Origin of the sequence: Hydrococcus rivularis NIES-593 (assembly GCF_001904635.1) — a bacterium.
In the GTDB taxonomy this organism is placed as follows: domain Bacteria; phylum Cyanobacteriota; class Cyanobacteriia; order Cyanobacteriales; family Microcystaceae; genus Hydrococcus; species Hydrococcus rivularis.
Map to the genome: position 1 here is coordinate 89,464 of NZ_MRCB01000009.1, position 24,736 is coordinate 114,199.

Below are 24,736 nucleotides of genomic sequence, written 5' to 3' on the forward strand. Positions count from 1 at the left end.
GATCGCCATTATCTTGGCACTGGGAGCAGTCGGACTATTAGTCTATCCTGCGATCGGGCACTTCTGTGATTTGGAAGCGTCTCTATTCGGCTTTTGGACTGGTCTAGTCGTGGAAAACACGGCTACAACTGCTACGGTTAGCGCCCTCTATTCCGAAGGGGCTACTCAGATTGCTATGTTAGTGAAGACGGCTCGCAATGCGGCAATCGGTTTTGTCGTTCTTGGTTTTGCTCTCTTTTGGGCAAGGCGAGGACAGGCATCAAATATTGAGAACAAAGGCTCTTTTCTGTGGCAAAAGTTTCCCAAGTTCGTGCTGGCGTTCCTTCTCATTTCTCTTTTAGGAACATTTAGTGCCTTTAGTAAGGAGCAACTCGTCAGTCTGGGAAATCTATCGCGCTGGGCTTTTTTACTTGCTTTTGCTGGTGTAGGGGTAAACATTAATTTGCGTTCGCTCCGCCAATTGGGAGTAGGTCCTGTGATGACTGCCGTAATGGCGAAGCTGGTAGTTAGTTATGCGATGCTTACCCTAGTGGTGTTAATGAATTACTTGGGATTGGTTAACCTCATCTTACCCAAATAAAAAATTCTTGGGTGCGATCGCAAAATTCTTCCCAAGCATTAATAACTAAATTTCTACCTGTCTTTCCCCAAGCTTCTAAGTTTTGTTTTGGTAAGGATGCGATCGCATTCGCTAACTTTTCTACATCGTTGGCAGGTACTAATACCCCGCAATCTCGAACTTGCTCGCACAACCCATCAACCGCAGCAGCAATTACGGGTTTTCCGGCGGCTTTTGCTTCTAAACAAGTTAATCCCCAAGGTTCCCAGCGAGAAGGAATCGCGATCGCGTCGCAAGCGGCAAGAAAAGCAGGAACGTCGGTAATGGTTCCTAATAATTTGACATGGGGCAATTCTCTAGCTAATGCTTTAATTTGCTCTTCATCGGGTCCATATCCGCCTAAATGTAACTGAAATTGTTCTGGCGGAAGCAGTGCAAATGCTTTCAGTAATAGATCGAATCCTTTTTGTCTGGCAAATCGTCCATAGGCACCGATTATCAAAGGGCAACTGGGCATTTTTGAGGGAATTTTTAACATCTCATCCATTGCAGAAGCAGGCGAAATTACCCTCACTTTTTCTGGAGAGACTAATCGACGAGCTAACATCCACTGATGCTGTGCTTGAGAAACGCACAACACTCCATCGACTAAACTATATGCTAGCCGAAGCATTAGATGAAAGCGAAAAAGCGAAGGCACTTGTTCTCGTTCAAATCCTTCGCAATAGTGGTGATCGTAAATAAAAACTTTACTGTATTTTTTGATTAGAAAAAGATCTAAAAGATATTTCCAAGCACAGGGATAGTGAAAAATAATGATGTCTGGTTTGAGGTTTTTAAATTGAGGTTTTGCTTCTTCTAATCTTAATACCAAAAAGTCAAAACTTTCGCGCAATTTTGATTTGACTAGCTGTTTAACCAGTCGATTCGATCCACCTGCACGTTTATCGCCAATAAGATGTAAAATTTTAGGTTTCATCGGAATTTTTAATTTAGCCACCCCGAAAGGTCGCGTTCGATTAAATCTTGGCATTTAAGAATATCTTCGCGATAAAGATTGGTTAAAAATACCCTTGTTTCTGAAGAAATTTTAGGCGTTTTTAAATTCTGATGTTGAATTTTCTGACGAAGTTGAGAGGGGAATAATGGTTTGAGAAGAGATTTGATAGGATTGGGTTTTGTAAGCAATTTATGAACGAGTAAGTTTTTAGGCATTCCCGATTTATTGGGGCGAATACTTATATCAGGAACAAAATTTTTATCGACTTCAAGAAAGCAAAAAATATCTTGTATTAAAGTCAAAGGATTTTGACATAAATCTTCGTATAAATAGACTCGAATTTGCTCGCGATCGAAAATATCATAATAGCGTTTAAGTTGTATGGAGTAGTAACCGAGTTGAATATAATGCCAAAACCATTCCCAATTGTCTTCAATGCGTTTCTTTTCCTGTTGCAATGCTTGAGCAAAATCTCGACAAGGTTCGCGATCGTCACGAATAATATGGAGAAAATTAGCATAGGCGCGATCGACTGGATGACGAAGAATAGCAATTAAACGCACATGAGGAATATAAGAATAAATGCGTTCTGGTGCTTTAGCATGATACAAATAGAGAGGACAAGCTTCTCCGATCGCTTTTTCACCAGCGACGTTTTGAAACTCGGCTTGATAGCTTTCTAGATCGGTAATAGAAAACTGGTTGATAGCTTCATCGCCAGGTCCTTGAAAGTTGAGATGTTCGCCTTCAAAAGCAAAGAAATTAGTTTCTTTATCAGGGGTCATGTAAATTTGTGGGTGCTGTTGCAGATACGTATGCAAAGCAGTCGTCCCTGCTTTTGCCGCACCAATAATGAGAAAATTAGGTAGTGTCATTGCGATTTTAGATTTTAGACTATTTAGTCGCTCGGAGCGATCGCTCAGGTGTAATTATAGAGAGAATTCCCAAAAACTCTGCTTCAATAACAGGTTAGTACTAATTTTTGTTAACTAAATTTCCTTGCGAGTTAACTTTATAAGCTTTGCCGACATATCCAGTGTTGTTATAAAAAATTTGGTGAATGTGGCGATCGAGTGCATACTCGTTAGGAATTTGCTCGCGATAAAAGTCTTTGACTTTTTCTTCTATTCCCATCTCGTCGAGGCGGTCGTGGAGAAGATTTTTATTACCTTGGAAATAAGCTTTTCTAGCTGTCTCATCTTTTAAGAACTCTAGAATAATCGGGACTGGTACTCCTCTAATTGTCCAACGATTCATATTAATCTGCGATCGTCCGCTTATCAGAAGTAGACTTCCCACTATTAAAGGAATTGTCGTAGTTAGATAGAGCGCGATCGCCATTTTAGCTTTATTATTATTATTATTTGCATAACCACAATCTACATACATAAATTTTCTCCTTAAAATGATTTTGACTTGAGTTTGCCAAGCAATAAATTTCTTAGCACAAATATTTCAGTTTGTTTCAGCGGAATTTAGCATCTTAGAAAAAAATTATCCTCTGGCTACTAGAATGAAATAGCCTTGATGTTTACCAGTATCTAGTTTCTCTATCTACGATCGCGCCTACGAAAGCTTTTAATACGTCTAACTTGTGTTCAACTTTTGTTAGAGAAAAAACTCGCTTTTCGAGAAAGCGAGCATGTTCTTAAATTTTGATTTTTTGGTTATACCATTTTTCATTCATTAATGACAGAGATAGTCGATCGCCCTCACCCCCAACCCCTCTCCCAAACTGGGAGAGGGGAAAAAGATGTCGATCGCGAAAACCTGAAAATTGGTATTAGTTGCTGAAGAGATCGATCGCTACTGATGGCATGATTGCATGAATACTTTCACTGTTAAACATACTATCCTGTTGGAAATCGGATAGAGTTATGAGTTGAGCACTACCAATACTCAAGTCGAATGAGTCATCAACAGGGAAATAATGACCATAACCATTAGCGAGAATTTCATAGTCCTGACTGCCAGATAAGCCATCTGTACTATTACTACTAAGAAGTGAATCGTTGGCGTTACTTTGAACGAGAGTCTCACTGCTATTACCGACTAGAAGATCGTCACTACTGCTTGCCAATAGTTGATTTTGTTGTAAAGAAGCAGTTGGAAGACTTTCTAAATTCTCGATTCTCTGCAAATCATCTCGCACCAGTCTTCCTAAATCAGTGAGAATTTCCGTGTTGATTCCGTTAAAATACTCCGCGTGTCCTCCTGGACCAGTGGTAAGGTCGTTGAGGTCATTAGCTTTAGCTACCCAGACAATTCTGCCAATCTCCCGTTCTTGTACTGCTGCCATCATCCGGCGACTGGCATCTAAAGTACTGCGTCCTGCGTTTGTAGATCCATATTCCCCAACCATGATCGGAATGCCTCGATTTTGTACGGTATCGAAGTATTGACCGATATCTTTACCATTCCACTGGTCGTAAGCATGGATTGAGAAGAGGACATTGGTATTGCCATTCATAATTCGATTGGCAGCAGTGGGAATGGTCTGAGTCCGATAGTCTTGTCCCCAAGCTTCGCCATCCACAACGACGATATTATTAGCGCCTTCAGAACGAATAATATCGATCAATTCGCGGTGATAATTAACCCATTTGTCTGGGTTGGCAATGCCATTGCCCGGTTCGTTGTGCAAATTAAACCAAACGTAGGGATTGTTACCGAACTGCCGCGCCATGTCGCGCCAATAGTTTTTGAGAACTTCAAATTCCGTTCCATCGTAATATCTGCCAATGCGATCGTGTGCGTCAAATATAACAACTGCACCTCTACCGGTAAAAGCATCGACAATTTGACGGTTAGTAGCATAGCCATCTGCGCTGGGATGCGGCTGATTATAGCTACCTAATAAATAATTGGGAACTCTAATAGTATTAAAACCCCAAGTATTTAGATAGGAATTGACATTAGAGGTTCGCTCCCAGGCAAACATATTGGTGCCTTTTATAATAAATTCTTGTCCGTTGGGATCGTATATTTTAGTGCCAATAATTTGGAATCCTTGACCAGTAGATAGAGAGGTAGAATTGTTAGGAGTTAAAAGCGTTTGATTCAATTCAAAGAGTTGAACTTTTTGCTGGCTGAAGTTGGCATAATTAACAAGAGGATCGTTATAAAGAAACGACTCCCAATATTCAACAAGATCTTGTTCCCAATCTTCAGATAATTTAATCTCTTCTGGTGATGGTTCGATAGGAGTATCTTTTGGAGTCAGAGGAATTTCTTGATTACTATTGAAAAGTTTGCTATTTCTAGAAGTGGAAGCGCTGAGATCGAAAACTGGCTCTAAAACTAAGGGAATTGACCGCGCGATAGGTGTTTCGGAAAGTGGGTTTAAGGAATTTGATAAAACTGAAGTCATATTGTCAATCGGCTTGAAGTTAATAGATTACTCTAAGAGGAGATCCCAAAAGTCTATTTTGTTATTCTGAGTGCAGGAGGACGTAACGAATAATCTCTGTTTGGAGTTGGTCTACTCAGATGTTTCGCTTTGCTCAACATGGCATGCTATACCTTTTAAATAACCTGTAATAACCAAGATTTTTTGGTGCTTTCGAGAAATGAGTTATTGAATTGATATTTTTATGTTAAATTCAAAAACAAAAATAGATAAGCGAGAATACACGTATGTTTTATCTATAGTTTTTTTAAAATTTGTTAATATCAAATAATAGAAAGGCAAGATTTATAGGATGTCTGAGAAGTCAAAAGTGTCATGCAAGGGCGAAGCGATTAGCTAGTGCTTGCATCTTTATAAGCTAGATTCTTCGTTCCGCTTCACTCAGAATGACCAAGAATCCTTTTCAGACATCCTCTTAGAAGCTTGAGAATCTTGGTGAATATACAAAAACTTGACAGTACAAATTGTCAAGCTTTTAAAAATGCAAGCTTTCAAAAACTAAATAAATTTAGTTAGTTAGAAAAAAATTAAACTATTTATGTCAATAAGACATTATGCAATAAGCTTAACAAGCGCCACTTTCTTTACTAAAAATGACAATAATTGTCTTAAGGATAAGTTTAAAATCGTAGAGAAAACTCCAATTTCGTTGATATTTTAAATCTAAACGCACCACTTCTTCAAAGTCTACAATCTTAGAGCGACCATTGACTTGCCATTCTCCCGTCAACCCCGGTTTGACATTGAGGCGCTGTCCGTAAGAAATTTCATATTTGTAAACTTCTTCGATAGTTGGAGGTCGCGTTCCTACCAAACTCATTTCTCCTTTGAGAACGTTCCAAAATTGAGGAAATTCATCTAAACTTGTTTTTCTTAAAAAGCGACCGACTTTAGTAATGCGAGGGTCATTTTTATTTTTGAAGAAAAAACCGCTATTCGTCTGGTTTTCTACTTGCGCTTGTAAGCGATCGGCATTAACAACCATCGACCGAAACTTCCAAATCCGAAAAGGTTTTCCCATGTAACCGCAACGAATTTGACTGTAGAAAATTGGACCCGGATTGTCTAATTGAATCGCGATCGCAATGGGAATAAAAATAACTGCTGTAATCGCCAAACCAGCTAAAGCTCCTAATATATCAAATAAACGTTTGATACGAGAATTAACTGAAGGATGAATTGCCAAATTTTGGCTGTTTTCTTGTTGCCAAATTGCTTCAGTTTCTGACTCGCTTTCGAAGAGGCGATCGCATCCAGAACGAGATAAAAGCGTTTTAATTTGAGAAGAAAAACTCCAACTCACTATATCAACTCCAACAGTTGAAGCCACTCGAACAAGCTGTTTCAGACAAAGCAGTCCGCTACTATCAATCCAGGTTGTTTGAGCAAAATCTAGAATAATTTTTTTAGGAGTAGAATTAGCGTGAATAATACTTTGAAATTTTTTTTCTAATAAACTGGCTTCAGGTAGCGTGAAGCGTTCGGGGAGTTGAATTAAGCAAGCGCGATCGCCAATCGTGGCGCTGTCCGGAGGGCAATCGCAGTTAATAAGATAGCAATCGTTATTTAAAGCTGAATAAGTCATGTTTTTCCTAGCTGAAATTTCAACAGTTTCAAATTTTTTTTCTCTATACTGTCTAGTATTTCAGTTGCCGATCTAAAATCGCGCTTGCGAAAGAATGTAATTTGTCTAACTTGTGTCTAAGATTGTCAAATTTTCTCAAAAGCTCTAAAATGGTGCGATCGAGTCTTAGATGATTGCAAGCTCAAGAATATCAGTCATCGCTAGGTCGAAAGCAGAAGTGTTGGAGAGGTCGCACTTGTGCAATGGTTTCAAAGTCACGATCGTTGTGAATCAAAAATAGATCGTACTCCAAAGCAGCTTGAGCGATACAGCAATCAATCGGACTGCGAACCGAAAGTCCTTGGCGACGCAGATCGTAATAGATCCGCACAGCCGCTTGCTAGGAACGATCTCTGAGTTCGATGTAATCTTGTGTTTTAAGGTAGGTGGATAACAGAGTCTACTCTTTTTCATTTAGGCAATCTTGAAGCAATTCAAGCTGAGTAAAGCGAGTGAGTAAAACCTTGCGATCGTCTATATAAGATATATATCTTACTGAAATCCTGAATCTCGCAATACGGAAATCTCATCAGGAATCCCACCAATAAGATCTTCAGAGTCATAAAGTCGTTTGTCGTGTATTTTTCCTTCTCTTGAGTGAGTGAGAACTAACACTTGTTGATTGCTCTTTTCCCAATGCTGCTTCCAAAATTGGTTGCAGTCGGTGCATCCAACACAGATCTATTATCTTCTCTCGGATCTCGGAAACTAACTACTTAAGCAATTTAATATCATTTTTCATTCATTAATGACACAGATAGTCGATCGCCCTCACCCCCTACCCTTCTCCCAATTTGGGAGAGAGGAGAAGAATGTCGATCGCGAAAACCTGAAAATTGGTATAACGTACAAACAAAGACGACTGGTGTAAGTTTTAAAACACGGTATTGCTTGCCAAAATAGATGCGATCGCATTACTAACTGTTACCAAACGCACCCAGTCAGCATTAGTTCCGTTACTAGAGATGAAAACTTGCGTATCGGCACCTACTTGTTGAAATTGCAGGTAGCCATCTGCAATCGGATCGGAACCTAGATAGTTGAGAGAGGTAAATAGGCTGCTGAGGTCGAGGCGATCGCCCGCACTGAAATCGCGTATAGTATCGCCAGCATCCTGCAAAGAAGTGAAGTTGAAGATATCGTTACCCGCACCGCCGACCAGGATATCGCTTCCTTTCCCGCCAATGAGAATGTCGTTTCCTTCTCGACCTCCTAAGAAGTCATTGCCTGCGCTTCCCTGTAGCGTATCATTGTTGCGAGTTCCGTGTAGGTAAAGACCTGACTGTTCGCCAAATGCTTCTGGAGTAGTGTTATTTTTATCCCGCGCGTTGACGTAATCAAACAGTTTCTCTCCCATGACAGTAGCACGCCAGTCTTTGCCAGAAGCCATTACGCGATCTAGAGGATCGGCAGAAACTTCTACGCCTTTGAAGCGGAGGATGATATCGTTGTAATCGCGATCGCTCTTTCCATCTAAGCGTTGGTCTTCGAGAGAAACAATAGTCGATCCTGCCGCCATATCGATCTTGCCAATCTGGAAGCCGTAAGCAGGATTAGCATCGAGGATGGAGAAGAGAGGACGTTTGGCACCGTCGAGTTTGGGATTGTTGGCGACTTCTGCGATCGTACCATTAGGAACTTGCATGATGCCGAAACTATCGTTCGGATTCAGATTCAGCACCTTAATCCCTTGGAAATTCCCCTGGTTAAAGTTGCCTTCCCAATCGATTCCGCCAGTAAATTTAGCCCCTTCTAAGGAATCTTGTACGACGATGTAACCTTGCGCTGAGTTGCTTCGTACTCGTCGGGTTGCTTCGCGGATGAAAGCTTCGGATCCGGGTTCGTAGCTATCCATTCCTGCCAGGCTGAAAATACCGACTTCGCCTTTGTAAGCACCGCCGTCGTAGAGGAATTCAACTTCGACTCTACCCGTACTACCAGTAGTTAAAACGCCAGTTTCAAACTCGGTGCGGTTGGTGTAGTTAGTAAGATCCGTGCCGACTTTTGTCTTGCGCCAGTCTCGATTGGGATTGATGTGGTTGTCGATGAGAGGCAAATCGCTTTGTGCGCCTTTAACCTGAATAATGAGGTCGTTGTAATCCTTATCAGAAACAGAGCGATCCATCCGCACGTCCTCGAAGGCATAGGTTCCTCGGTTGCCAACTTTAACCATCTCTATGGGTTTGCTAGGGGCGTTGGCTTCGGGAATGGAGAAAATCGGCATATTGCTGTTTTGCCAGATCGAATTGGGGTTACTCGCGATCGCGGCGACGGAGTTATTCGGCACTAGCATGAAAGCAAAGTGACCTCTCGACTCCATTTGAAAAGTTTTCACTCCTTGATATGTACCACTGTTAAAAGCATTTTCCCACGGCACTTTGTCAGAGAATTTCGCCCCTTCTAGCGCGTCTTTGATAACCACATAACCTTGCGTAGAATTACTCAATGCTCTTCTTGCCGCTTCTTGGATGAAGGCTTGGGAACCGACTTGAAATTGTTCCATGCCATCAAGACTAAAGATCGCGAGTTCGCCTTGGTTGAACCAACCGCCGTCGTAGAGAAAATCGATGCGAACTTTACCATTTTCGCCAACATCAAAGACACCACCGCTAAAGTTAGGACGAGTAATATCCTGAAGCATCTCTTTACCGACGGGAGACTTACTCCAGTCCCGTCCGGGATTAATCTCTTGATTCATCAAAGGCGCGATACCCTTGGCACCTGTCACTTTAAAAATGATATCGTTATAGTCCCTATCCGCTTGGTTTCCCCAACTCAGACGCGCGTCTTCCATTGCAAAGGTGTCGCCCCTTCCTGTCACGTCCACCATCTGGCGATTGTTAGGAGAACCATTGGCGGCGGGAATGGAAAAGATGGGCAAGCGACCATTGCTCCACATGTTATTGATATTGTTGTAAAGATCCTGTACGGTACTGTTTTGCACCAACATCACTGCCAAATCCTCGCCAGGATTCATGGCAACGGTTGTCGCGCCCTTATAGGTTCCGCTGTTAAAATCATTTTCCCAGATGTACTTGGCACTGAACCTAGCTTTGTCAGTATTGTCTTGGATGACAACATGACCCAGGGTAGAATTGCTTAAAGCTCTCCGTGCCGCTTCCTGGGCAAAAGCTGGGGAGTCGAGTTTCAGGTTTTCCATCCCCTTGAGGCTGAAAATTGCCAATTCCCCTTGATAAGCTCCTCCGTCGAAGAGATAATCGATACTGACTTGTCCGCTGGCATCGACGCGAAAGACTCCCGTTTCGTAGGTAGGACGACTAGCATAGTCGATAATTTGCTTGCCCTCTGCTGTCTTGCGCCAGTCTAAAACCGCAGGCATAACCGTATCTACGCTGGCGGCTTCCCCCGTCGCGCCGATGAGTTGAAAGGTGATATCGTTGAAATCGCGATCCGAACCGTTGGGGATGGTTCTATCTTCAAAGACAAAGGTATTGCCCATTCCCTTCGCATCATTGAGTTGATAAAACTGAGTGGCGTTGTCTGGATTAGCGGTATTAATAGAAAACAATGGACGGCGATTGTCGGTGCGATCAGGATTGTTGTAGAGTTCCCGCACTGTCCCCTGGGGAACTAGCATGATAGCAAAGCGATCGCCTGCATCCATGGTAAAGCTTTTGATGCCTTTATAAGTGCCAGCATTGTAATCGTTTTCCCAAGCAAGTTTGGCACTGAATTTTGCCCCTTCTGTCTCGTCGGAGATAGCGACATAGCCTAACCTAGAATTGCTGAGGGCGCGACGCGCAGCTTCTTTAATAAAAGCTGTCGAACCGATTTCTAAATTCTCCATGCCTTTTAAGCTAAAGATAGCTAATTCTCCGCGATATTCCCCTCCATCAAAGAGAAAATCTAAAGAGACTATTCCCGCTTGCCCGACTGTAAAAATACCTGGATTAGATGTTAGTTGCTGTGACATGGTTATTTCTTTTTTAGTGAGATTTAAAAATAGTTTTTAGGCTTTGAGAAACTTAAATTAGTTAGAAAAAATAGGACGTTTGACAGTTAGTTTTTGCCAAAAGCTAAACAGATAATTCTGCCAGCCTAAAATTGGTTCTTCTGCCGCTGGATCGGAGCCAAATCTTTTGTCGAGAAGAGAAGAAGCATAGGCATAAGAATCAGCAGGGACCTTAGAAACTCGAACGGCTTGAGGGGAAAGAACAAAACGTGCTAAATCTCCAGGACAGTAGGCAATGGGAATGCCTTGTTCGGCTAAAACTTCTGCCAATTCGATTTGATGGTCATCAACGTGTTCGCCAAAGCGATCGCTGCGAGGAACTAAAATAAAAGGCACTGAATTTTTAGCCAGTACATCGATAGTTCCTTCTCCACAATGAGCGATAACTAAACGCGCCTTTTTGAGGAGATTTTGAAATTCATTAGTAGGCAGTAAGAAATAGCCTTTTACTTTGTCAGGAACGATAGTGCAAGAACCATATTGAACGATAACTTCTTCTTCTGCTGAAATAAAACCTTCTTTAAGGAGGAGGTCAACCCACTGCATGAGGCGATTAAAAGGAAACTTTTCCGTACCAACTGTGACTAAAATCATGACTATTTAACCTTCAACGAACTGGAATAAATTCTCTATATCGATCAGTATCTAGTTCGTCAATCTACGATCGCGCCTACGGAAGCTTTTAAGATGTCTAACTTTTGTCTAACTTTTGTCTGATTTAGAAAAAAAGCTTAAAAGGTTAAGTGATTTACAGCTAATTAAGTACCTTTGAAAGCTTATTTTGGGCAATCGATGTCGTGGGTTGACAAGGAGAATCAATATTCGCTAATACCTTGTGCGGGTTGATCTGAAAGGCGATTGCTGGACAGAAACTCAGCAAGCGATCGCCAAAATCAGATTCCCTAATTTATCTCTTTGCCTGACCTACGTTCTGAGGAGGGTAAACCCTCCTCTTGGGTCGGCAATTACTACTTCGCGATCTTTGTCAAGCTATTTACATATTTATTTATAAAAAGTTATATTTATTTACATAAAGACCGTAACAGGAAACAAACAATGACAGCACGCGGATACAGAATCGAAGAAGGCAACCGGCTCAACAACTTTGCCGTCGAACCCAAAATGTACGTTGATGAAACCGTTCGGGCTGGCTTTACCGAATATGCCGAAAAACTCAACGGTCGTCTGGCAATGATTGGATTCGTGTCGCTTTTAGTCCTCGAAATCATTACCGGACATGGCATCGTTGGATGGTTAACCAGTCTGTAGATTTTGGAAAATTAACTCAGAAAACTTGGAGAAAAAAAGATGAAAACTGATTTTGACGTTCTTGCCAACAAAGATTTATTTGCTCCCGTCGTCTTTCGCTCTAATTTCAATAATTTCGAGAAATTGGATGCTAATCAAGCTTGGTCGTTATTCTTCACGGCAGGTAATGAAGACAAATCTCTAGGATTTAATCGAGAATTCGGACGATTTTTCAACAATCTCCTAATTGCTATAGGAGTAGCCGGGATTATTTGGGGTCTGTTTTTTACTCAGGTTGCCTAGATTAATGCAAAGGGTGAATGAAGTCCTAGTCCTACTGACTAGGGCTTTTTTAGGTTTAATTTCCAGGAAATTTATTCTCTTTTTGTTTGTTGCGATCGCAATAGTGATGAGAATCAGATTTAAAATTAAACGCGATCGCTTGCAGCGTTATCAAGTATCTTCTTAGCCAAAGAAGGATTATTAGCCAAAGAGACGCGAGATAATGTGATTCGTTTTGCTCCACCTTTGGTAATTTCTACTAAAGAAATAGATTGGGCAATGGAGAGAATCTCTAAAATCCTGACAGCGTAAATATATGCTGTTGAACAGCAGAAAATGCCAATTTACAATAATAATCAAAGACATTAGTTACAAAGGGAAAAATGGAAACCATTACTATTCCTAGAGGATTTCGAGTAACTCCAGAACAATTCGAGCAACTAGCACAAGCCGAACAACTAGCACGAATGGAGTTAACTAAAGATGGAGAATTAATTATCATGAGTCCGACGGGTGGAACAGCAGGAAGAAAGAATAGCCGCTTAACCCAGCAACTCAGAAACTGGGCAGATCGAGACGGTACAGGAGAAGTATTTGATTCTTCTACAGTATTTGTTTTACCCAATGGTGCGAGAAGAAGTCCTGATGCTAGTTGGATTAAATTAGAAAGGTGGAATCAACTAACTCAAGCACAACAAGATGGCTTTCCTCCCCTTGCTCCTGATTTTGTGATTGAATTGATAAGTCCTAGTGATTTAAAAAATCAACGATATGAAGATTTACAGGCAAAGATGCAAGAATATTTAGATAATGGCGTTCAACTTGGTTGGTTAATCGAACCCGATACAAAAACAGTAGAAATATATCGCTCTGGGCAACAAGTAGAGATTTTAAATAATCCTCAAACTCTATCAGGAGAAGATGTCTTACCTGGATTTATTTTAGATTTAAGTGAAATTCTTTGATTGACGTTGGGCTTTAGATGGATTATCTTGAGGGCAGTGATTCAGAATTAGGTAACTAATTTTAATAAAACCTAGAATTCCTGAGTTACTCCTAGTTCTTTATCTTTTTTTGCCTATAAAGAGTGCTTTAGTTGCTCAGATACTTCTGTGTCAGATTAGAGCTATTCACATCGCTCCCCAAGCAGAAAAGAAACTCGATCTAGAGCTAGACAATGACACTGATGAAGCATTGAGAGAATTTCTTGTAGCATTTTGGTTTAATCCTGGTAATGCAGCGGCTTATGCATCTCTTGGGTTACTCGCCCCTTATCTGGGTTTATTCAATCACCCTATTATGGAAATTCGCCGAAAGGTTACTAGCAATAAATTTGAGTTTTCCAATCATGCTATGGATCAGTTCATAACGCATCAGATTCAAATCAATTTATTGAGACTCCTGTGTACAAATATAATGAGTAAATATAACCTAACAAAGCCCGTGCACACCGACCGTTGAGAGGACATCTGTTGAGAATTCGAGGACGAGCGATGGGATCGGATGGCTGCCATGGTACGTCAGGAAATAGCGAAGGGTGAAACTGTCCCACTTGATGAAGTTTTTCCGACGCAAAAATGAAATCAACTGTCACCAAAACGTTTCATAAATGTTGGAACAAGATATGTAAAATTTTGGTTTTAAGTTGCTCGATCATTGTAACTCGATCTACCTTATCGAGGAGAGATAATAATTCAAAAGCCAACGGGACTCCAAGCTGTAGCGTTTCCATGATATCTTGCTGAGTAAAGACATCTTGAGGCGTTCCTTCTAACACCAGTTTGCCTTGTTCCAACACAAACACCCAATCTGCCCAGCGATAAACCCATTCTAGATCGTGGGTTGCCATGAGGATAGTCGTTCCCGCTCCATGAATCTTGGTCAAGGTTTGGGCTAACTGGCGAGTATGTAGGGGATCGAGATAGGCAGTAGGTTCATCTAATAATAACAAGGTTGGTTGGAGAACCATCACTCCTGCAAGACAGACGCGCTTTTTTTGACCGAGACTCAATTGATGAATCGGTCTAGTAGCGAGAGAGTTAAGTCCAAATTGCGTTAGGATTTGTTTGACTCGCTCGGCAATTACTATTTCTGAAAGTCCGAGATTGCACAATCCGTAAGAAATATCTTCTTCAACAGTGGAGGCGATTAATTGTTGTTCTGGGTTTTGAAACACCAGTCCAACCTGTTGTCTTAACTGGATGAGAGATTGGCGATTGTAGTTTAATGGTTTGCCTTGCCAATAAATTTTGCCTTGCTGCGGTTTATATAACCCATTTGCTAATAAAAATAGTGTCGTTTTCCCACAACCATTTTGACCGATGACAGCACAGCGTTTGCCTTGGGGAATGCGTAGGGTTAGACTGGCGATCGCAGGTTGAGTCATGCCTGGATAGGTATAGTAAACATCTTCAAATTCCAATAGCCACTGGGACATATCGTTTTAAATTACTGATGTTAGCTTTTAAGGCTGGGCAAGGGTTAAAGGGTTAGTTATTCAAAATAGAAAATTACCAATTATCAAAATCAGACAACCAATACTCGCTTCAATTGCGTACCGTGGAGAAGGAACACAGCACTGGGACGACCAAACTCGAAACTCTCCATTAAATCCTCTTGCTGCTGTAGAAAGGATAAATTGTCGATAATGTTCCATGGTTTTTTGAAATAATTGCTTTGTCAGTAGACTAAGACTGTAAATCCATCGTCGGCGGGTAGGATACCCATTGCGCGATTGTTGGGCAATCCAGATTTCGCTAGCTGTCGATAACAGGATAAAGATAAATCGATACATCAATAGTAATAGCTCTGTTAACACAACAGGACAGCCAAGACGACGCAATACTTGTAATAATTCTGTCAACGGAGTCGTGAATAAGACAAAGTATAGACAAGAAACTGTGGCAATGGTGCGGGTGAAAATTAAAGCTGCTTGGACAAAACCCTGATGGCTGAGATAAAAATAATAAGAGCCAATGGTCGATCCAGATATAATATCCCCTTGAATTGATGCCCGCGCTGAGACAGCTACACCAGAGATTATTAATGCAGGGATGCTTGTTGCCCAAAACCAGATTGCTAAAGCCAGCATTTGTCCATAAACTTTAACGGGAATTCGAGCATAACCAACAATCCAAACACTCATCCATAAAGAGATCGCAATTTGTACGGGCGGACGGGCGACTAGGGCGATCGCTAGCACGACTAAAGCGAATCCTAATTTATGTTCTGGAGGTAAATACCGCAAGCGATTGTTATGGGACAGGCGATCGAGCCATAGGTGCATGAATAATTAAGTAATAGGTAATTGGTAATTGGTAAATTACTTGTTAATTACTTGTTTTGGTTTCGCCCTTTAGATAAACCAATGACATACCCGATGACTCCTGCCCCTATTGCTGCTTGGGAGGCAAACAAGAGGCTTTCAATTTCGCTGCTAGCCGGCTCAAATAGAGGCTGAAACCAAGGTTCGTAGGTAGGGCTAATTTCGGCGATCGCTGATTCGGCTTGACCGTCTGCACCTTCGTATTTCCCCCTTACAAAGATGAGGGGGATGATGGCTAGGGCAATAACGGCGATCGCGATATACCAATTCTGTCGCGCTAGGGGCGGTCTATTCATCTGGCTCTAATTTCTGATTAACTTTAAAGTGGCTAATTCTTCTCGGTTGTATTCCTGTAACCAGTTCCACACCAGTAGGGTCAGCAATCCTTCGGTAACTGCCAGTGGAACTTGCGTAACAGCAAAAATTCCTGCAAATTTGAGGAATGCTGCCCAAACTCCTCCCACTGCTGCTGGAAAAGCCAGTGCCAATTGAATCGAAGTGATTACATAAGTGAGCAAGTCGGCTAAGGCTGCTGCTAGAAAGATTGCCAGCTTTTGATTTCCAGTTTTGAAGAGGTTATAAATTCCATAAGCGACGAATGGTCCGACAATTGCCATAGAAAACATATTTGCGCCTAAGGTAGTTAAACCGCCGTGGGCTAGTAAGAGGGCTTGAAACAAAAGCACCAATCCTCCCAACACGGTCATCACTGAAGGACCAAAGAGAATCGTCCCCAGTCCAGTTCCTGTCGGGTGAGAGCAACTGCCCGTCACTGATGGTATTTTTAAGGCAGATAAAACAAAGGTAAATGCTCCTGCTAGGGCAAGTAAAAGCTTGAGTTCTGGATGTTCTTTGGTAATCCGTAAAAGCGATCGCAAACCGAACAGGAAAAACGGCAATGCTACAACCCACCAAAACACCGCCCACTGTACGGGCAGAAATCCTTCGGCAATGTGCATTGCTCGAGCGGGTGCAGCAGCACCAACAACTAAATAAGCACTCAACCCTGCCATACTGGCAAGGTGTAATACTTTACGTTTTTTCATCTACCGTACTCCTTGCAAAAACCCGCCAAGGCAAGACAGCACGGATAAATATCGTCGCCAATTAGATTGCATCTGTACCTCGCAGATAACTCAATGGAATCGATACAAGTTGGCGGGCATCCTGACTCATCGATTTCGACACGATAATTGCTGATTTTTGGCTCGAGCGATAGGTAATCGCCAATCTAAAATCTGCAATTCAAAATCGAATCACAGTTGCGGGACAGCGTTGGATTTGCACCAAACTTTCCCCGTTTCCTCTAGCGGCTGTTCCCCGCCAGAACCAACTCAATTTATTTTTAACTCTATCACTGTCGGAGAATTGCGAGCGATCGCCGTTACTTAAAGCAACATCTTACCAGTTTCAAGCTTGCTCGATAGCTTTTTAAGGCCACAGGTTACGCACATAGGTCATCTACCTCCATTTCCTTGATTTTGAGTTCATTGCCCCGCACGATTTCGAGATCGACGCTACCGCAGCGATCGTGCGCTGGAAGCAAAGAGCGAGCAGGAAATTTGGGTTTAAGTGCTATCTCATCACCGCTTTAGCAAATGCGATCGGATTAAAATTGTAAGATATATAAAAAATTTGATATCGTTTATGCCTCAATCTTCTACTTTCCAAACAATCATTGAGTCTGTAGAAGCTCTTTCAGAAGAGGAGCAAGATTTATTATTTGACTTAATCTATAAACGTCGCATTGCTAAACGTCGCCAAGAAATTGCTCAAAACGCCAAGTCAACAATGCAAGCTGTCAGAAATGGTAAAGCTCAAAGAGGTACGGCTAGTGAATTGATGGAGGCTATATTTGAGGATGAAGAATAAGGGTGCTAATTTTTGACAAAAGTTTTCGTCGCGCCCTTAAACGCTGTTGTAAAAATCGTCCTAAACTTCAAGCCAAAGTTTTAGAAACTCTAAGTCAGCTAGAGATCGATCCATTTTCCCCTATCCTCAAAGCCCACAAGCTTCAAGGCGAACTTCAAGGGCTTTGGTCTTGCTCTGTAGAATATGACTTTAGGATTGTCTTTTATTTTCAGAAACTGGAGGATGAGGAAGAAGAAGCAATTGTCTTAGTTGATGTAGATACGCACGACGAAGTCTACTAAGTACGAGGATAAGGACAAAAATTGGTTATGATTAGAAAGTTTTAACTTTATTCGGTAAACTCTACTTGTAAAAAGCGATCGCAATAGTGAGGAGAATCAGATTAAAATTAAACGCGATCGCTCGCAGCATTATCTAAATTCATGACAAAAGCCCCCCCGTGGGATTTGCCAATTAAACAAGAGATGATATTGTCTTAAAGAAGTATTAATAATGTTCAATCCGCGAGGAACGGATGAGCGGTTTATTAGTTTTGAGAAAATCTTGGCAATTTTTACTGCTGCTTTTTGTCGCAGCTAAATTCTACATTCAGACAGAATGGGTGACTGGTTTCACCTCGCATCAATAAATTTAAGCTGTTTCTGATAGGCAGCGAGTCTTTTCTCTACAAAGGGCGTTGCCGATCTAAAGTATGAAACCGATAGAAATAAGGTTCGTAGCTAAAAGCTATTGGCTGTTACCTTAAATTCCACTTTTTAGTTGGCTCTCAAAAAAATATAGTCGCAAGTTGCGGGTAAATTAGCTTACTCAAGTCTACACCTACACTAGCGATTAGTCAGGCTAAATTCTGAAACCACAGCCTAAACATCTCTTGTCTAATTTTTAAAGATCGAGGAAACAATTAAAAACTATGTCAATAACTAATATTCTTCTACAAGAGCAGGAAATTTACTCTCAAAAGACCCAATATTACATCGACTTAGAATCAAAGTATGGGGCAAACAATTATCATCCTTTAGACGTTGTTATTGCTAAAGGAAAAGGCGTTTGGGTATGGGATATAGAAGGTGATCAATACTTAGATTTTCTGAGTGCTTACTCGGCTTTAAATCAGGGTCATTGTCATCCCAAAATCTTGCAAGCAATGGTAGAACAAGCTAGCAAAGTTACTTTGACTTCTCGTGCTTTTCGTAACGACCAGTTGGGAGCATTCTATCAAAAACTAGCTCAAATTTCTGGATTGCCCAAAGTCTTGCCGATGAATAGCGGTGCCGAAGCAGTGGAAACTGCTCTCAAAGCCGTCAGAAAATGGGCTTATCAAATTAAGGGAATACCAGAGAATCAAGCAGAAATTATTGTCTGCGATAATAACTTTGCCGGACGGACAATCGGGATCGTTAGTTTTTCGACAGAAGCTCAGTATAAAGAGGGTTTTGGTCCTTTTACCCCTGGGTTTAAAGTCATTCCTTTTGGCGATGTCGAGGCTCTTGTAAAAGCAATTACACCTCATACAGCAGCTTTTTTAGTCGAACCAATTCAGGGAGAGGGAGGAATTATTGTTCCGCCTGCGGGATTTTTAAAGGCAGCCGAACAAATCTGTCGAGACAATCAAGTTTTACTAATTTTAGATGAAATTCAAACTGGGTTGGGAAGAACGGGGAAAATGTTTGCCCATCAATACGAAGATGTCAAACCAGATGGTATTACAGTAGGAAAAGCTTTATCGGGGGGATTTTATCCCATCTCTGCCTTTATTTCTACTCAAGAAGTAATGGAGATCTTTAATCCTGGAGATCATGGGAGTACTTTTGGCGGAAATCCTTTAGCTGCTGCGATTGGCAATGCTGCTTTGGATGTTATTGTCGAAGAAAATTTATCAGAAAGAGCAGCAATTATTGGTGAATATTTTCAGAAAAAATTGCGATCGCTAAATAGTCCTTATATCAAACAAGTACGGGGGAAAGGCTTGCTAATTGGGGTGGAGTTACATCCAGAAGCTGGCGGTGCGCGACGCTTTTGTAAAGCCTTAGCCAAAGAAGGATTACTTGCAAAAGAGACACGAGATAACGTGATCCGTTTTGCTCCACCTTTGGTAATTTCTACTGAAGAAATAGATTGGGCAATGGAGAGAATCTCTAAAATCCTGACAGCGTAAATATATGCTGTTAAACAGCAGAAAATGCCAATTTACAATAGGGCACCTCGATTAATTAAGTTTTCGGTAATCTGAGAGAGAGAGCAAAGGGGAAAAAGAGAGAAGTGGTATCAGAAATTGGCTCACCCCCGTTTTTGTTTGTGGCTAACTCGCTCTCTGGAGCTAGTCGAGCAGGGCTATTTCATTCTCGAAAGCCAGAGAATAAATTCTCTGTCTAATACCTTAAATCCGTTTAAACGGACTTAAATTTTGAGTCAACTCGCGCTACCAGATGCGCCTAACGGCAGCGCGGGGTCGCTCGTCAAATTCATTTCTTGGTCAACTGCAATCAGAATGAAATAACCCTGCCGAATTACTCTTTGCATGGGTGAAACGTCCAAATACGCCATTAATCCTGGGACAGACGATATTTCTTTCTTGAATTTGATGTTTGCTTCTATCGTTCTAAATTGGAATTTGAAGTCAAGCCGAAATCCCCGTAGTCAGTCAGCTAACAAGTCATTGGAGCAGACGGTACAAGGGTTATCGGTGGGTAGTCAAGGTTAGGTTATCTGCCGCCGCACAACTTCACCGTGAGTAATTTCTGAGTAATTTCTACTGAAGAAATAGACTGGGCAATGACAAAAATTTCCAAGCGTCACCAAAAAGATTCTACTATTTCTATTTCTAGCCAACGATTGCGATCGCTAACGCAGCTAAGCATCCCATAACTACCGCGAATCTTTGGAAAATTTCTGGCGTTTTTGCTCATTTAAGTTTGACAAATAGTCTTTTGACAAGATCTTTAGGTAGAGGTTATCAGTTTTCTTAGAAATCTCCCGAGCAAAAACTTAACTCATCCCGCTCTCGTTTTCAAAAACATGAATAATGAACTTAAAAATTAATTTTTTAACCAGAAAGATTCAATATTTTGGACATTTGCATTATCCGATTTAATTAAGCTTTCACTTTACCAATTGTTATGAACGATCGCGTATCTAGAAATGCCCAAAAAAACAGTGACTCAAAAGCAGCTATTTTGGATCTTGTTACTAATGACTTTAATCGTTTGTGTTTACATTAGTGCTACCGTCACCATTTAATGGACATTCGTCAATTTCGCCGACTCCACCGCACTGTTGCACCAATTGTTCTGTTACCTCTGACGATTACAGTATTCACTGGAGTAGCCTATCGATTGGGAAGAAGTTGGTTTGGACTTTCCAGAGATCGGGTTCACATCCTGATGTCGATTCACGAAGGGGAATATTTAGGAGCTACACTAGAGCCGATCTATGTTTTGCTTAACGGTTTGGGGCTATTGTGGATGCTAATTACTGGCTGCGTCATGGTCTGGCAAAATCTGAGTAGGGCAGACTGGTTCCGACAGTTAACCGCTTCAAAACAAGAAACCTCTGGCGATCGCTAGCTTCCATAACTAGATTAACAAATTTGTCAAATGTCAAAAATTTTGTCAAAATTTTGCCAATAAATTAAATAAATCTGAAAATCTGCTATCTCAATCTTTTTTTGCTGATTATCATACAGAAGCAAGCTTCCTCAATTTATATCTTGAGATCGAAAGAAAAACGACTATTCTGTTGAAACCCTTGGGTAATTTGTGTAGGAAAATACCATGTTTGAGAATCTTCTGCCACCTCTTAACGACCACAATTTACCCTATGCCGACACCATTCATCCCATTGTGGTTCATTTTGTTATTGCAATGGTGTTGTTTGCTTTTTTGTGCGATGTTCTTGGCTATTTCACCCGTAACGAAAAGCTGTACGAGGTGAGTTGGTGGAATATGTTTTTTGCGACAATTTCCATCTTTATTGCCATTATCTTTGGTCAAATTGAAGCGGGACTGGCACTAGCTTACGATGCCGTCGAACCAGTGCTAAATTTACATACCCTGATTGGTTGGTCCCTTTCGGGAATTCTTGCGGCGATTACGGGTTGGCGGTACGTAATTCGGTTGCGCGATCGGAAAACTATCCCAGTTGCCTATCTGGGGACGGGTTTTTTCTTAACCTGTCTGGTGTTATTCCAAGTATATCTCGGCGACGAACTGGTTTGGGTATATGGGCTGCATACAGTCCCAGTGGTAGAAGCTGTCAAGGAGGGAATTTTGTAATGAGCTTAGGTGCTAACGGACTGCCCTACCCTATTCCCATTCATCCGAATTTAGTACATCTAACTCTAGGACTGTTTATCATTGGCATTGCCTTCGACATTGTTGGAGTGCTGTTTCCCTTTGAAAAACCTATTTTCAAGTATCTAGCAATTTCTGCGACTCGTTCCAATTTCTTTGATGTGGGTTGGTACAATATGCTGGCTTCGGCGATCGCGACCTTTTTTACCGTAACCGCCGGGTTCTATGAAATCATGCTGGCAGATCCGCCGACGGAGATCGAGAGTGCTTGGGGTTTGGATGCCATGGAAACAATGCTCTGGCATGGTGTCGGAGGGGTTATCTTGTTAGCAGCGATCGCAGGCATGACTGTCTGGCGAGGCTTTCAACGTTATCTTTGGCGCAGCGATACTAGCCAACAAGTGCAGTGGAGCTATCTGTTAGTAGGATTGGTTATTATGTTTCTGATGTACCTTCATGGCACATTGGGAGCGCAATTAGCTGCTGAGTTTGGCGTTCATAATACGGCGGGTAATTTGTTGCGAATGGGACAAAACCCCAATACGCTACTCAAGTGAGGTTTTGTCGTGAAACTGAAAAGAATTTTGACGCTGATAGCGATCGCCCTTATTTTAACCGCCGTCAGTCTGTGGATTGGACGGCAGGCATACTACTGGCTTCCTCCTCAAGCGTCTGCCGAATCCCAATTGGTGGATAATTTATTTAGCTTTTTAGTAACCCTGGGCGCATTTATCTTTCTTGGCGTTACGGGAGTAGTCATTTATTCGGTTATCTTTTATCGGGCAGGGAGATACGATATCAGCGATGGACCGCCCATTGAAGGCAATGTCACCCTAGAAGTAGTTTGGACGGCGATTCCTTTGCTACTGGTATTTTGGATTGCTACCTACAGCTATCAAACCTATGAAAAGATGGCAATTAAAGGTCCGATGGAAATTGCCCACCTGCACATGCCGATGGAAATGGAACCCGCCTATGCTGCGCCAATGGATGAAACGGTCGAACCCATTGAAAATATTGATGTAACCGCGAAACAGTGGGCTTGGGTTTTCCACTATCCAGAGAAAGATATTACCAGCAGCGAACTACACTTACCCGTCAATCGTCGCGTTCGTTTGGCTTTGCGATCGCAAGATGTAATACACGGCTTTTACATTCCGGCGTTTCGAGTCAAGCAAGATATTATCCCCCAACGCACCATCGACTTGGAATTTACGCCCATTCGCCTCGGTAAATATCGACTGCGCGATTCTCAATATAGCGGTACTTATTTTGCAGCAATGCAGACAGATGTCGTGGTTGAATCCCTCGAAGATTACCAGAAGTGGCTGACACAAGCTGCTACCCTCGAACCTTCTCCTGCCCCCAATCAAGCTGCCGCAGAATATGCCCTCAGAGAGAAATCCGCTTGGGCAACCATTGTTCCTGTCGAAGCACCTCTAGTCAACTATCATCCTTAACCCATGACTCAGATTTTATCGGAAAGTTCACAACAGCGATCGCGCGTCCCCGAACTACCTCCCCATTGGCGACACTATTTCAGCTTTAGCACCGACCACAAAGTAATTGGGATACAGTACTTGGTTACATCTTTCGTGTTCTTCCTCATCGGTGGCATTTTCGCCATGATTATGCGAGGAGAACTGATTACCCCAGAAGCAGATTTGCTCGATCGCGCGGTATATAATGCTTTATTTACCATGCACGGAACGATCATGTTATTTGGCTGGACGTTTCCGGCACTGGTGGGATTGGGAAACTATCTAGTCCCGCTGATGATTGGGGCAAGGGATATGGCTTTTCCTCGCCTCAATGCAGCTGCATTCTGGATGGTTCCTGTCGTCGGCATTTTATTTATCTTAAGCTTTTTAGTCCCTGGTGGACCCTCCCAATCGGGATGGTGGGCGTATCCCCCCGTCAGTCTCCAAAATCCAAGCGGACAGTTACTTAACGGTCAATTTCTTTGGATTTTAGCGGTGGCAATTTCTGGGGTTTCCTCGATTATGGGCGCAGTTAATTTTGTCACTACCATTGCCAAAATGCGCGCCCCAGGAATGACCTGGTTTCGGATGCCTATCTTTGTTTGGACGGTATTGAGTGCCCAAATTATTCAACTGTTTGGACTACCTGCCCTTACCGCCGGGGCAGTCATGTTGCTGTGCGATCTCACTTTTGGAACGGCTTTCTTCGATCCCGCTAAAGGTGGCAACCCGATTCTGTTCCAGCACTTTTTCTGGTTCTATTCCCATCCCGCCGTTTATGTGATTATTCTGCCGATATTTGGCGTTTTTTCGGAAATATTTCCCGTCTACGCTCGCAAACCTCTATTTGGTTACAAAGTAGTCGCAGTTTCTTCTTTAATCATTACGGGGTTGAGTGGAATTGTCTGGGTGCATCACATGTTTGCCAGTGGTACGCCTGGATGGATGCGGATGATTTTCATGTTTTCGACTATGTTAATTTCCGTTCCCACAGGAATTAAGGTGTTTGCTTGGACTGCCACAATTTGGGGAGGAAAACTGCGCCTCGATACGCCGATGCTATTTGCCTTAGGAGGGATGATTAACTTTGTCTTTGCGGGCATTACCGGAATCATGCTGGCATCAGTTCCCATCGATATTCACGTCAACAATACCTATTTTGTCGTCGGACACTTTCACTACGTCATTTACGGTGCAGTTGTCTTTGGAATGTATGCAGCCATTTATCACTGGTTTCCTAAAATGACTGGGAAAATGTACTACGAAGGCTTGGGTAAACTCCACTTCTGGTTAACTTTTCTCGGTACTACTTTAAACTTTCTCCCCATGCACCCAGTCGGGTTGATGGGAATGCCCAGACGGGTAGCTTCCTACGATCCCGAATTTGCTTTCTGGAATGTGTTGGCTAGTATTGGGGCGTTTTTGTTAGGAATGTCCACCCTACCTTTCCTGTTGAATATAATTAGTTCTTGGATTTCTGGCAAACCCGCCCCAAATAATCCCTGGTGGGCAATTGGCTTGGAATGGTTAGTTGCTTCGCCGCCACCAGTGGAAAACTTTGAAGAGATTCCCGTAGTAGTAGCAGAACCTTATGGATATGGTAAATCGGAACCGCTAGTTGCGATCGCGCCAGAACATAACTGAATAATAAATAGAGTAAAATGCAAGAACAAT

At 42.0% G+C, this 24,736-nt stretch carries 24 protein-coding genes, 2 pseudogenes and 1 riboswitch; of the genes and pseudogenes, 14 read left to right on the forward strand and 12 right to left on the reverse strand.

Going from position 1 to position 24,736, the window contains the following annotated elements; translation table 11 throughout:
- Position 1: 1 nt before the first annotated feature.
- Positions 2-580: a putative sulfate exporter family transporter gene (locus NIES593_RS09825; protein ID WP_425432534.1), complete on the forward strand. Its 579-nt coding sequence runs from the start codon at positions 2-4 to the stop codon at positions 578-580.
- Here NIES593_RS09825 and NIES593_RS09830 read toward each other — a convergent pair.
- The 6 genes and pseudogenes from NIES593_RS09830 to vapC form a co-directional block, all read right to left on the reverse strand.
- Positions 564-1,538: a glycosyltransferase gene (locus NIES593_RS09830; RefSeq protein ID WP_073599469.1), complete on the reverse strand. Its 975-nt coding sequence runs from the start codon at positions 1,536-1,538 to the stop codon at positions 564-566. The genes NIES593_RS09825 and NIES593_RS09830 overlap by 17 nt on opposite strands.
- Before the next feature lie 8 nt (positions 1,539-1,546).
- The gene (locus NIES593_RS09835) at positions 1,547-2,434 is read right to left on the reverse strand and encodes a sulfotransferase family protein (protein ID WP_073599414.1); all 888 of its coding nucleotides are present in this window, start codon (positions 2,432-2,434) and stop codon (positions 1,547-1,549) included.
- A gap of 100 nt (positions 2,435-2,534) precedes the next feature.
- Complete coding sequence (locus NIES593_RS09840; RefSeq protein ID WP_073599415.1) at positions 2,535-2,948, reverse strand: hypothetical protein; 414 nt, start codon at positions 2,946-2,948, stop codon at positions 2,535-2,537.
- Between the two features lie 394 nt (positions 2,949-3,342).
- Positions 3,343-4,929, reverse strand: coding sequence for a glycoside hydrolase family 5 protein (locus tag NIES593_RS09845; RefSeq protein WP_073599416.1), 1,587 nt, complete (start codon positions 4,927-4,929; stop codon positions 3,343-3,345).
- Positions 4,930-5,533: 604 nt separating this feature from the next.
- A complete protein-coding gene (locus NIES593_RS09850; protein ID WP_083602405.1) occupies positions 5,534-6,553 on the reverse strand; it encodes a sugar transferase in 1,020 nt (339 codons plus the stop codon).
- A 190-nt stretch (positions 6,554-6,743) separates the two neighbouring features.
- A pseudogene (gene vapC, locus NIES593_RS25485) lies at positions 6,744-7,109 on the reverse strand (type II toxin-antitoxin system VapC family toxin).
- 231 nt (positions 7,110-7,340) lie between these two features.
- Here vapC and NIES593_RS25160 point away from each other — a divergent pair.
- Positions 7,341-7,463: a hypothetical protein gene (locus NIES593_RS25160; RefSeq protein WP_281250718.1), complete on the forward strand. Its 123-nt coding sequence runs from the start codon at positions 7,341-7,343 to the stop codon at positions 7,461-7,463.
- Between the two features lie 3 nt (positions 7,464-7,466).
- On the opposite strand, the gene NIES593_RS09860 is transcribed toward NIES593_RS25160, so the two are convergent.
- Both NIES593_RS09860 and NIES593_RS09865 read right to left on the reverse strand, forming a co-directional pair.
- The gene (locus tag NIES593_RS09860) at positions 7,467-10,526 is read right to left on the reverse strand and encodes a DUF4114 domain-containing protein (RefSeq protein WP_073599417.1); all 3,060 of its coding nucleotides are present in this window, start codon (positions 10,524-10,526) and stop codon (positions 7,467-7,469) included.
- Between the two features lie 57 nt (positions 10,527-10,583).
- Positions 10,584-11,159 (reverse strand): glycosyltransferase, encoded by a 576-nt coding sequence (locus NIES593_RS09865; protein ID WP_073599418.1) that lies wholly within the window; start codon positions 11,157-11,159, stop codon positions 10,584-10,586.
- A 462-nt stretch (positions 11,160-11,621) separates the two neighbouring features.
- Between NIES593_RS09865 and NIES593_RS09870 the strand changes: the two genes are divergently transcribed.
- The 4 genes and pseudogenes from NIES593_RS09870 to NIES593_RS09885 all read left to right on the forward strand — a co-directional run bounded on the left by NIES593_RS09870 (position 11,622) and on the right by NIES593_RS09885 (position 13,060).
- Positions 11,622-11,834 (forward strand): chlorophyll a/b-binding protein, encoded by a 213-nt coding sequence (locus tag NIES593_RS09870; RefSeq protein ID WP_073599419.1) that lies wholly within the window; start codon positions 11,622-11,624, stop codon positions 11,832-11,834.
- A gap of 39 nt (positions 11,835-11,873) precedes the next feature.
- A complete protein-coding gene (locus tag NIES593_RS09875; protein ID WP_015143032.1) occupies positions 11,874-12,116 on the forward strand; it encodes a hypothetical protein in 243 nt (80 codons plus the stop codon).
- Between the two features lie 162 nt (positions 12,117-12,278).
- Positions 12,279-12,407: pseudogene (locus tag NIES593_RS25490) on the forward strand (aminotransferase class III-fold pyridoxal phosphate-dependent enzyme); the annotation flags it as partial.
- A gap of 71 nt (positions 12,408-12,478) precedes the next feature.
- Positions 12,479-13,060 carry a Uma2 family endonuclease gene (locus NIES593_RS09885; RefSeq protein WP_073599420.1) on the forward strand — a complete coding sequence of 194 codons (582 nt, stop codon included), beginning with the start codon at positions 12,479-12,481 and terminating at the stop codon, positions 13,058-13,060.
- A gap of 638 nt (positions 13,061-13,698) precedes the next feature.
- Here the strand turns inward: NIES593_RS09885 and NIES593_RS09895 are convergent.
- Genes NIES593_RS09895 through NIES593_RS09910 form a run of 4 tightly spaced genes read right to left on the reverse strand, consistent with a single transcriptional unit; the run spans position 13,699 to position 16,466 of the window.
- The gene (locus NIES593_RS09895; RefSeq protein ID WP_073599422.1) at positions 13,699-14,532 is read right to left on the reverse strand and encodes an energy-coupling factor ABC transporter ATP-binding protein; all 834 of its coding nucleotides are present in this window, start codon (positions 14,530-14,532) and stop codon (positions 13,699-13,701) included.
- A gap of 60 nt (positions 14,533-14,592) precedes the next feature.
- Positions 14,593-15,381, reverse strand: coding sequence for a cobalt ECF transporter T component CbiQ (gene cbiQ / locus NIES593_RS09900; RefSeq protein ID WP_073599423.1), 789 nt, complete (start codon positions 15,379-15,381; stop codon positions 14,593-14,595).
- Between the two features lie 47 nt (positions 15,382-15,428).
- Positions 15,429-15,716 carry an energy-coupling factor ABC transporter substrate-binding protein gene (locus NIES593_RS09905; protein ID WP_073599424.1) on the reverse strand — a complete coding sequence of 96 codons (288 nt, stop codon included), beginning with the start codon at positions 15,714-15,716 and terminating at the stop codon, positions 15,429-15,431.
- Positions 15,717-15,722: 6 nt separating this feature from the next.
- Entirely contained in the window at positions 15,723-16,466 is a 744-nt protein-coding gene (locus NIES593_RS09910) for an energy-coupling factor ABC transporter permease (protein WP_073599425.1), read from the reverse strand.
- A 94-nt stretch (positions 16,467-16,560) separates the two neighbouring features.
- Positions 16,561-16,769, reverse strand: a riboswitch (cobalamin riboswitch).
- 298 nt (positions 16,770-17,067) lie between these two features.
- On the opposite strand from NIES593_RS09910, the gene NIES593_RS09920 reads away from it, so the two are divergent.
- The 8 genes from NIES593_RS09920 to ctaD all read left to right on the forward strand — a co-directional run bounded on the left by NIES593_RS09920 (position 17,068) and on the right by ctaD (position 24,706).
- Positions 17,068-17,292, forward strand: a complete 225-nt coding sequence (locus NIES593_RS09920; protein WP_073599426.1) for a hypothetical protein — start codon at positions 17,068-17,070, stop codon at positions 17,290-17,292.
- 2 nt (positions 17,293-17,294) lie between these two features.
- Positions 17,295-17,573 (forward strand): type II toxin-antitoxin system RelE/ParE family toxin, encoded by a 279-nt coding sequence (locus NIES593_RS09925; RefSeq protein WP_217651865.1) that lies wholly within the window; start codon positions 17,295-17,297, stop codon positions 17,571-17,573.
- A gap of 629 nt (positions 17,574-18,202) precedes the next feature.
- Positions 18,203-19,447: an ornithine--oxo-acid transaminase gene (gene rocD / locus NIES593_RS09930; protein WP_073599428.1), complete on the forward strand. Its 1,245-nt coding sequence runs from the start codon at positions 18,203-18,205 to the stop codon at positions 19,445-19,447.
- Between the two features lie 1,081 nt (positions 19,448-20,528).
- Positions 20,529-20,855: a peptidase gene (locus tag NIES593_RS09935; RefSeq protein ID WP_073599429.1), complete on the forward strand. Its 327-nt coding sequence runs from the start codon at positions 20,529-20,531 to the stop codon at positions 20,853-20,855.
- A gap of 207 nt (positions 20,856-21,062) precedes the next feature.
- Positions 21,063-21,563, forward strand: coding sequence for a DUF2231 domain-containing protein (locus NIES593_RS09940; protein ID WP_073599430.1), 501 nt, complete (start codon positions 21,063-21,065; stop codon positions 21,561-21,563).
- Positions 21,563-22,138, forward strand: a complete 576-nt coding sequence (locus tag NIES593_RS09945; RefSeq protein ID WP_073599431.1) for a DUF2231 domain-containing protein — start codon at positions 21,563-21,565, stop codon at positions 22,136-22,138. Before NIES593_RS09940 ends, NIES593_RS09945 begins: the two co-directional genes overlap by 1 nt.
- Before the next feature lie 9 nt (positions 22,139-22,147).
- Positions 22,148-23,041: a cytochrome c oxidase subunit II gene (locus NIES593_RS09950; RefSeq protein ID WP_073599432.1), complete on the forward strand. Its 894-nt coding sequence runs from the start codon at positions 22,148-22,150 to the stop codon at positions 23,039-23,041.
- A gap of 3 nt (positions 23,042-23,044) precedes the next feature.
- The gene (gene ctaD, locus NIES593_RS09955; RefSeq protein WP_073599433.1) at positions 23,045-24,706 is read left to right on the forward strand and encodes a cytochrome c oxidase subunit I; all 1,662 of its coding nucleotides are present in this window, start codon (positions 23,045-23,047) and stop codon (positions 24,704-24,706) included.
- Positions 24,707-24,736 lie beyond the last annotated feature (30 nt).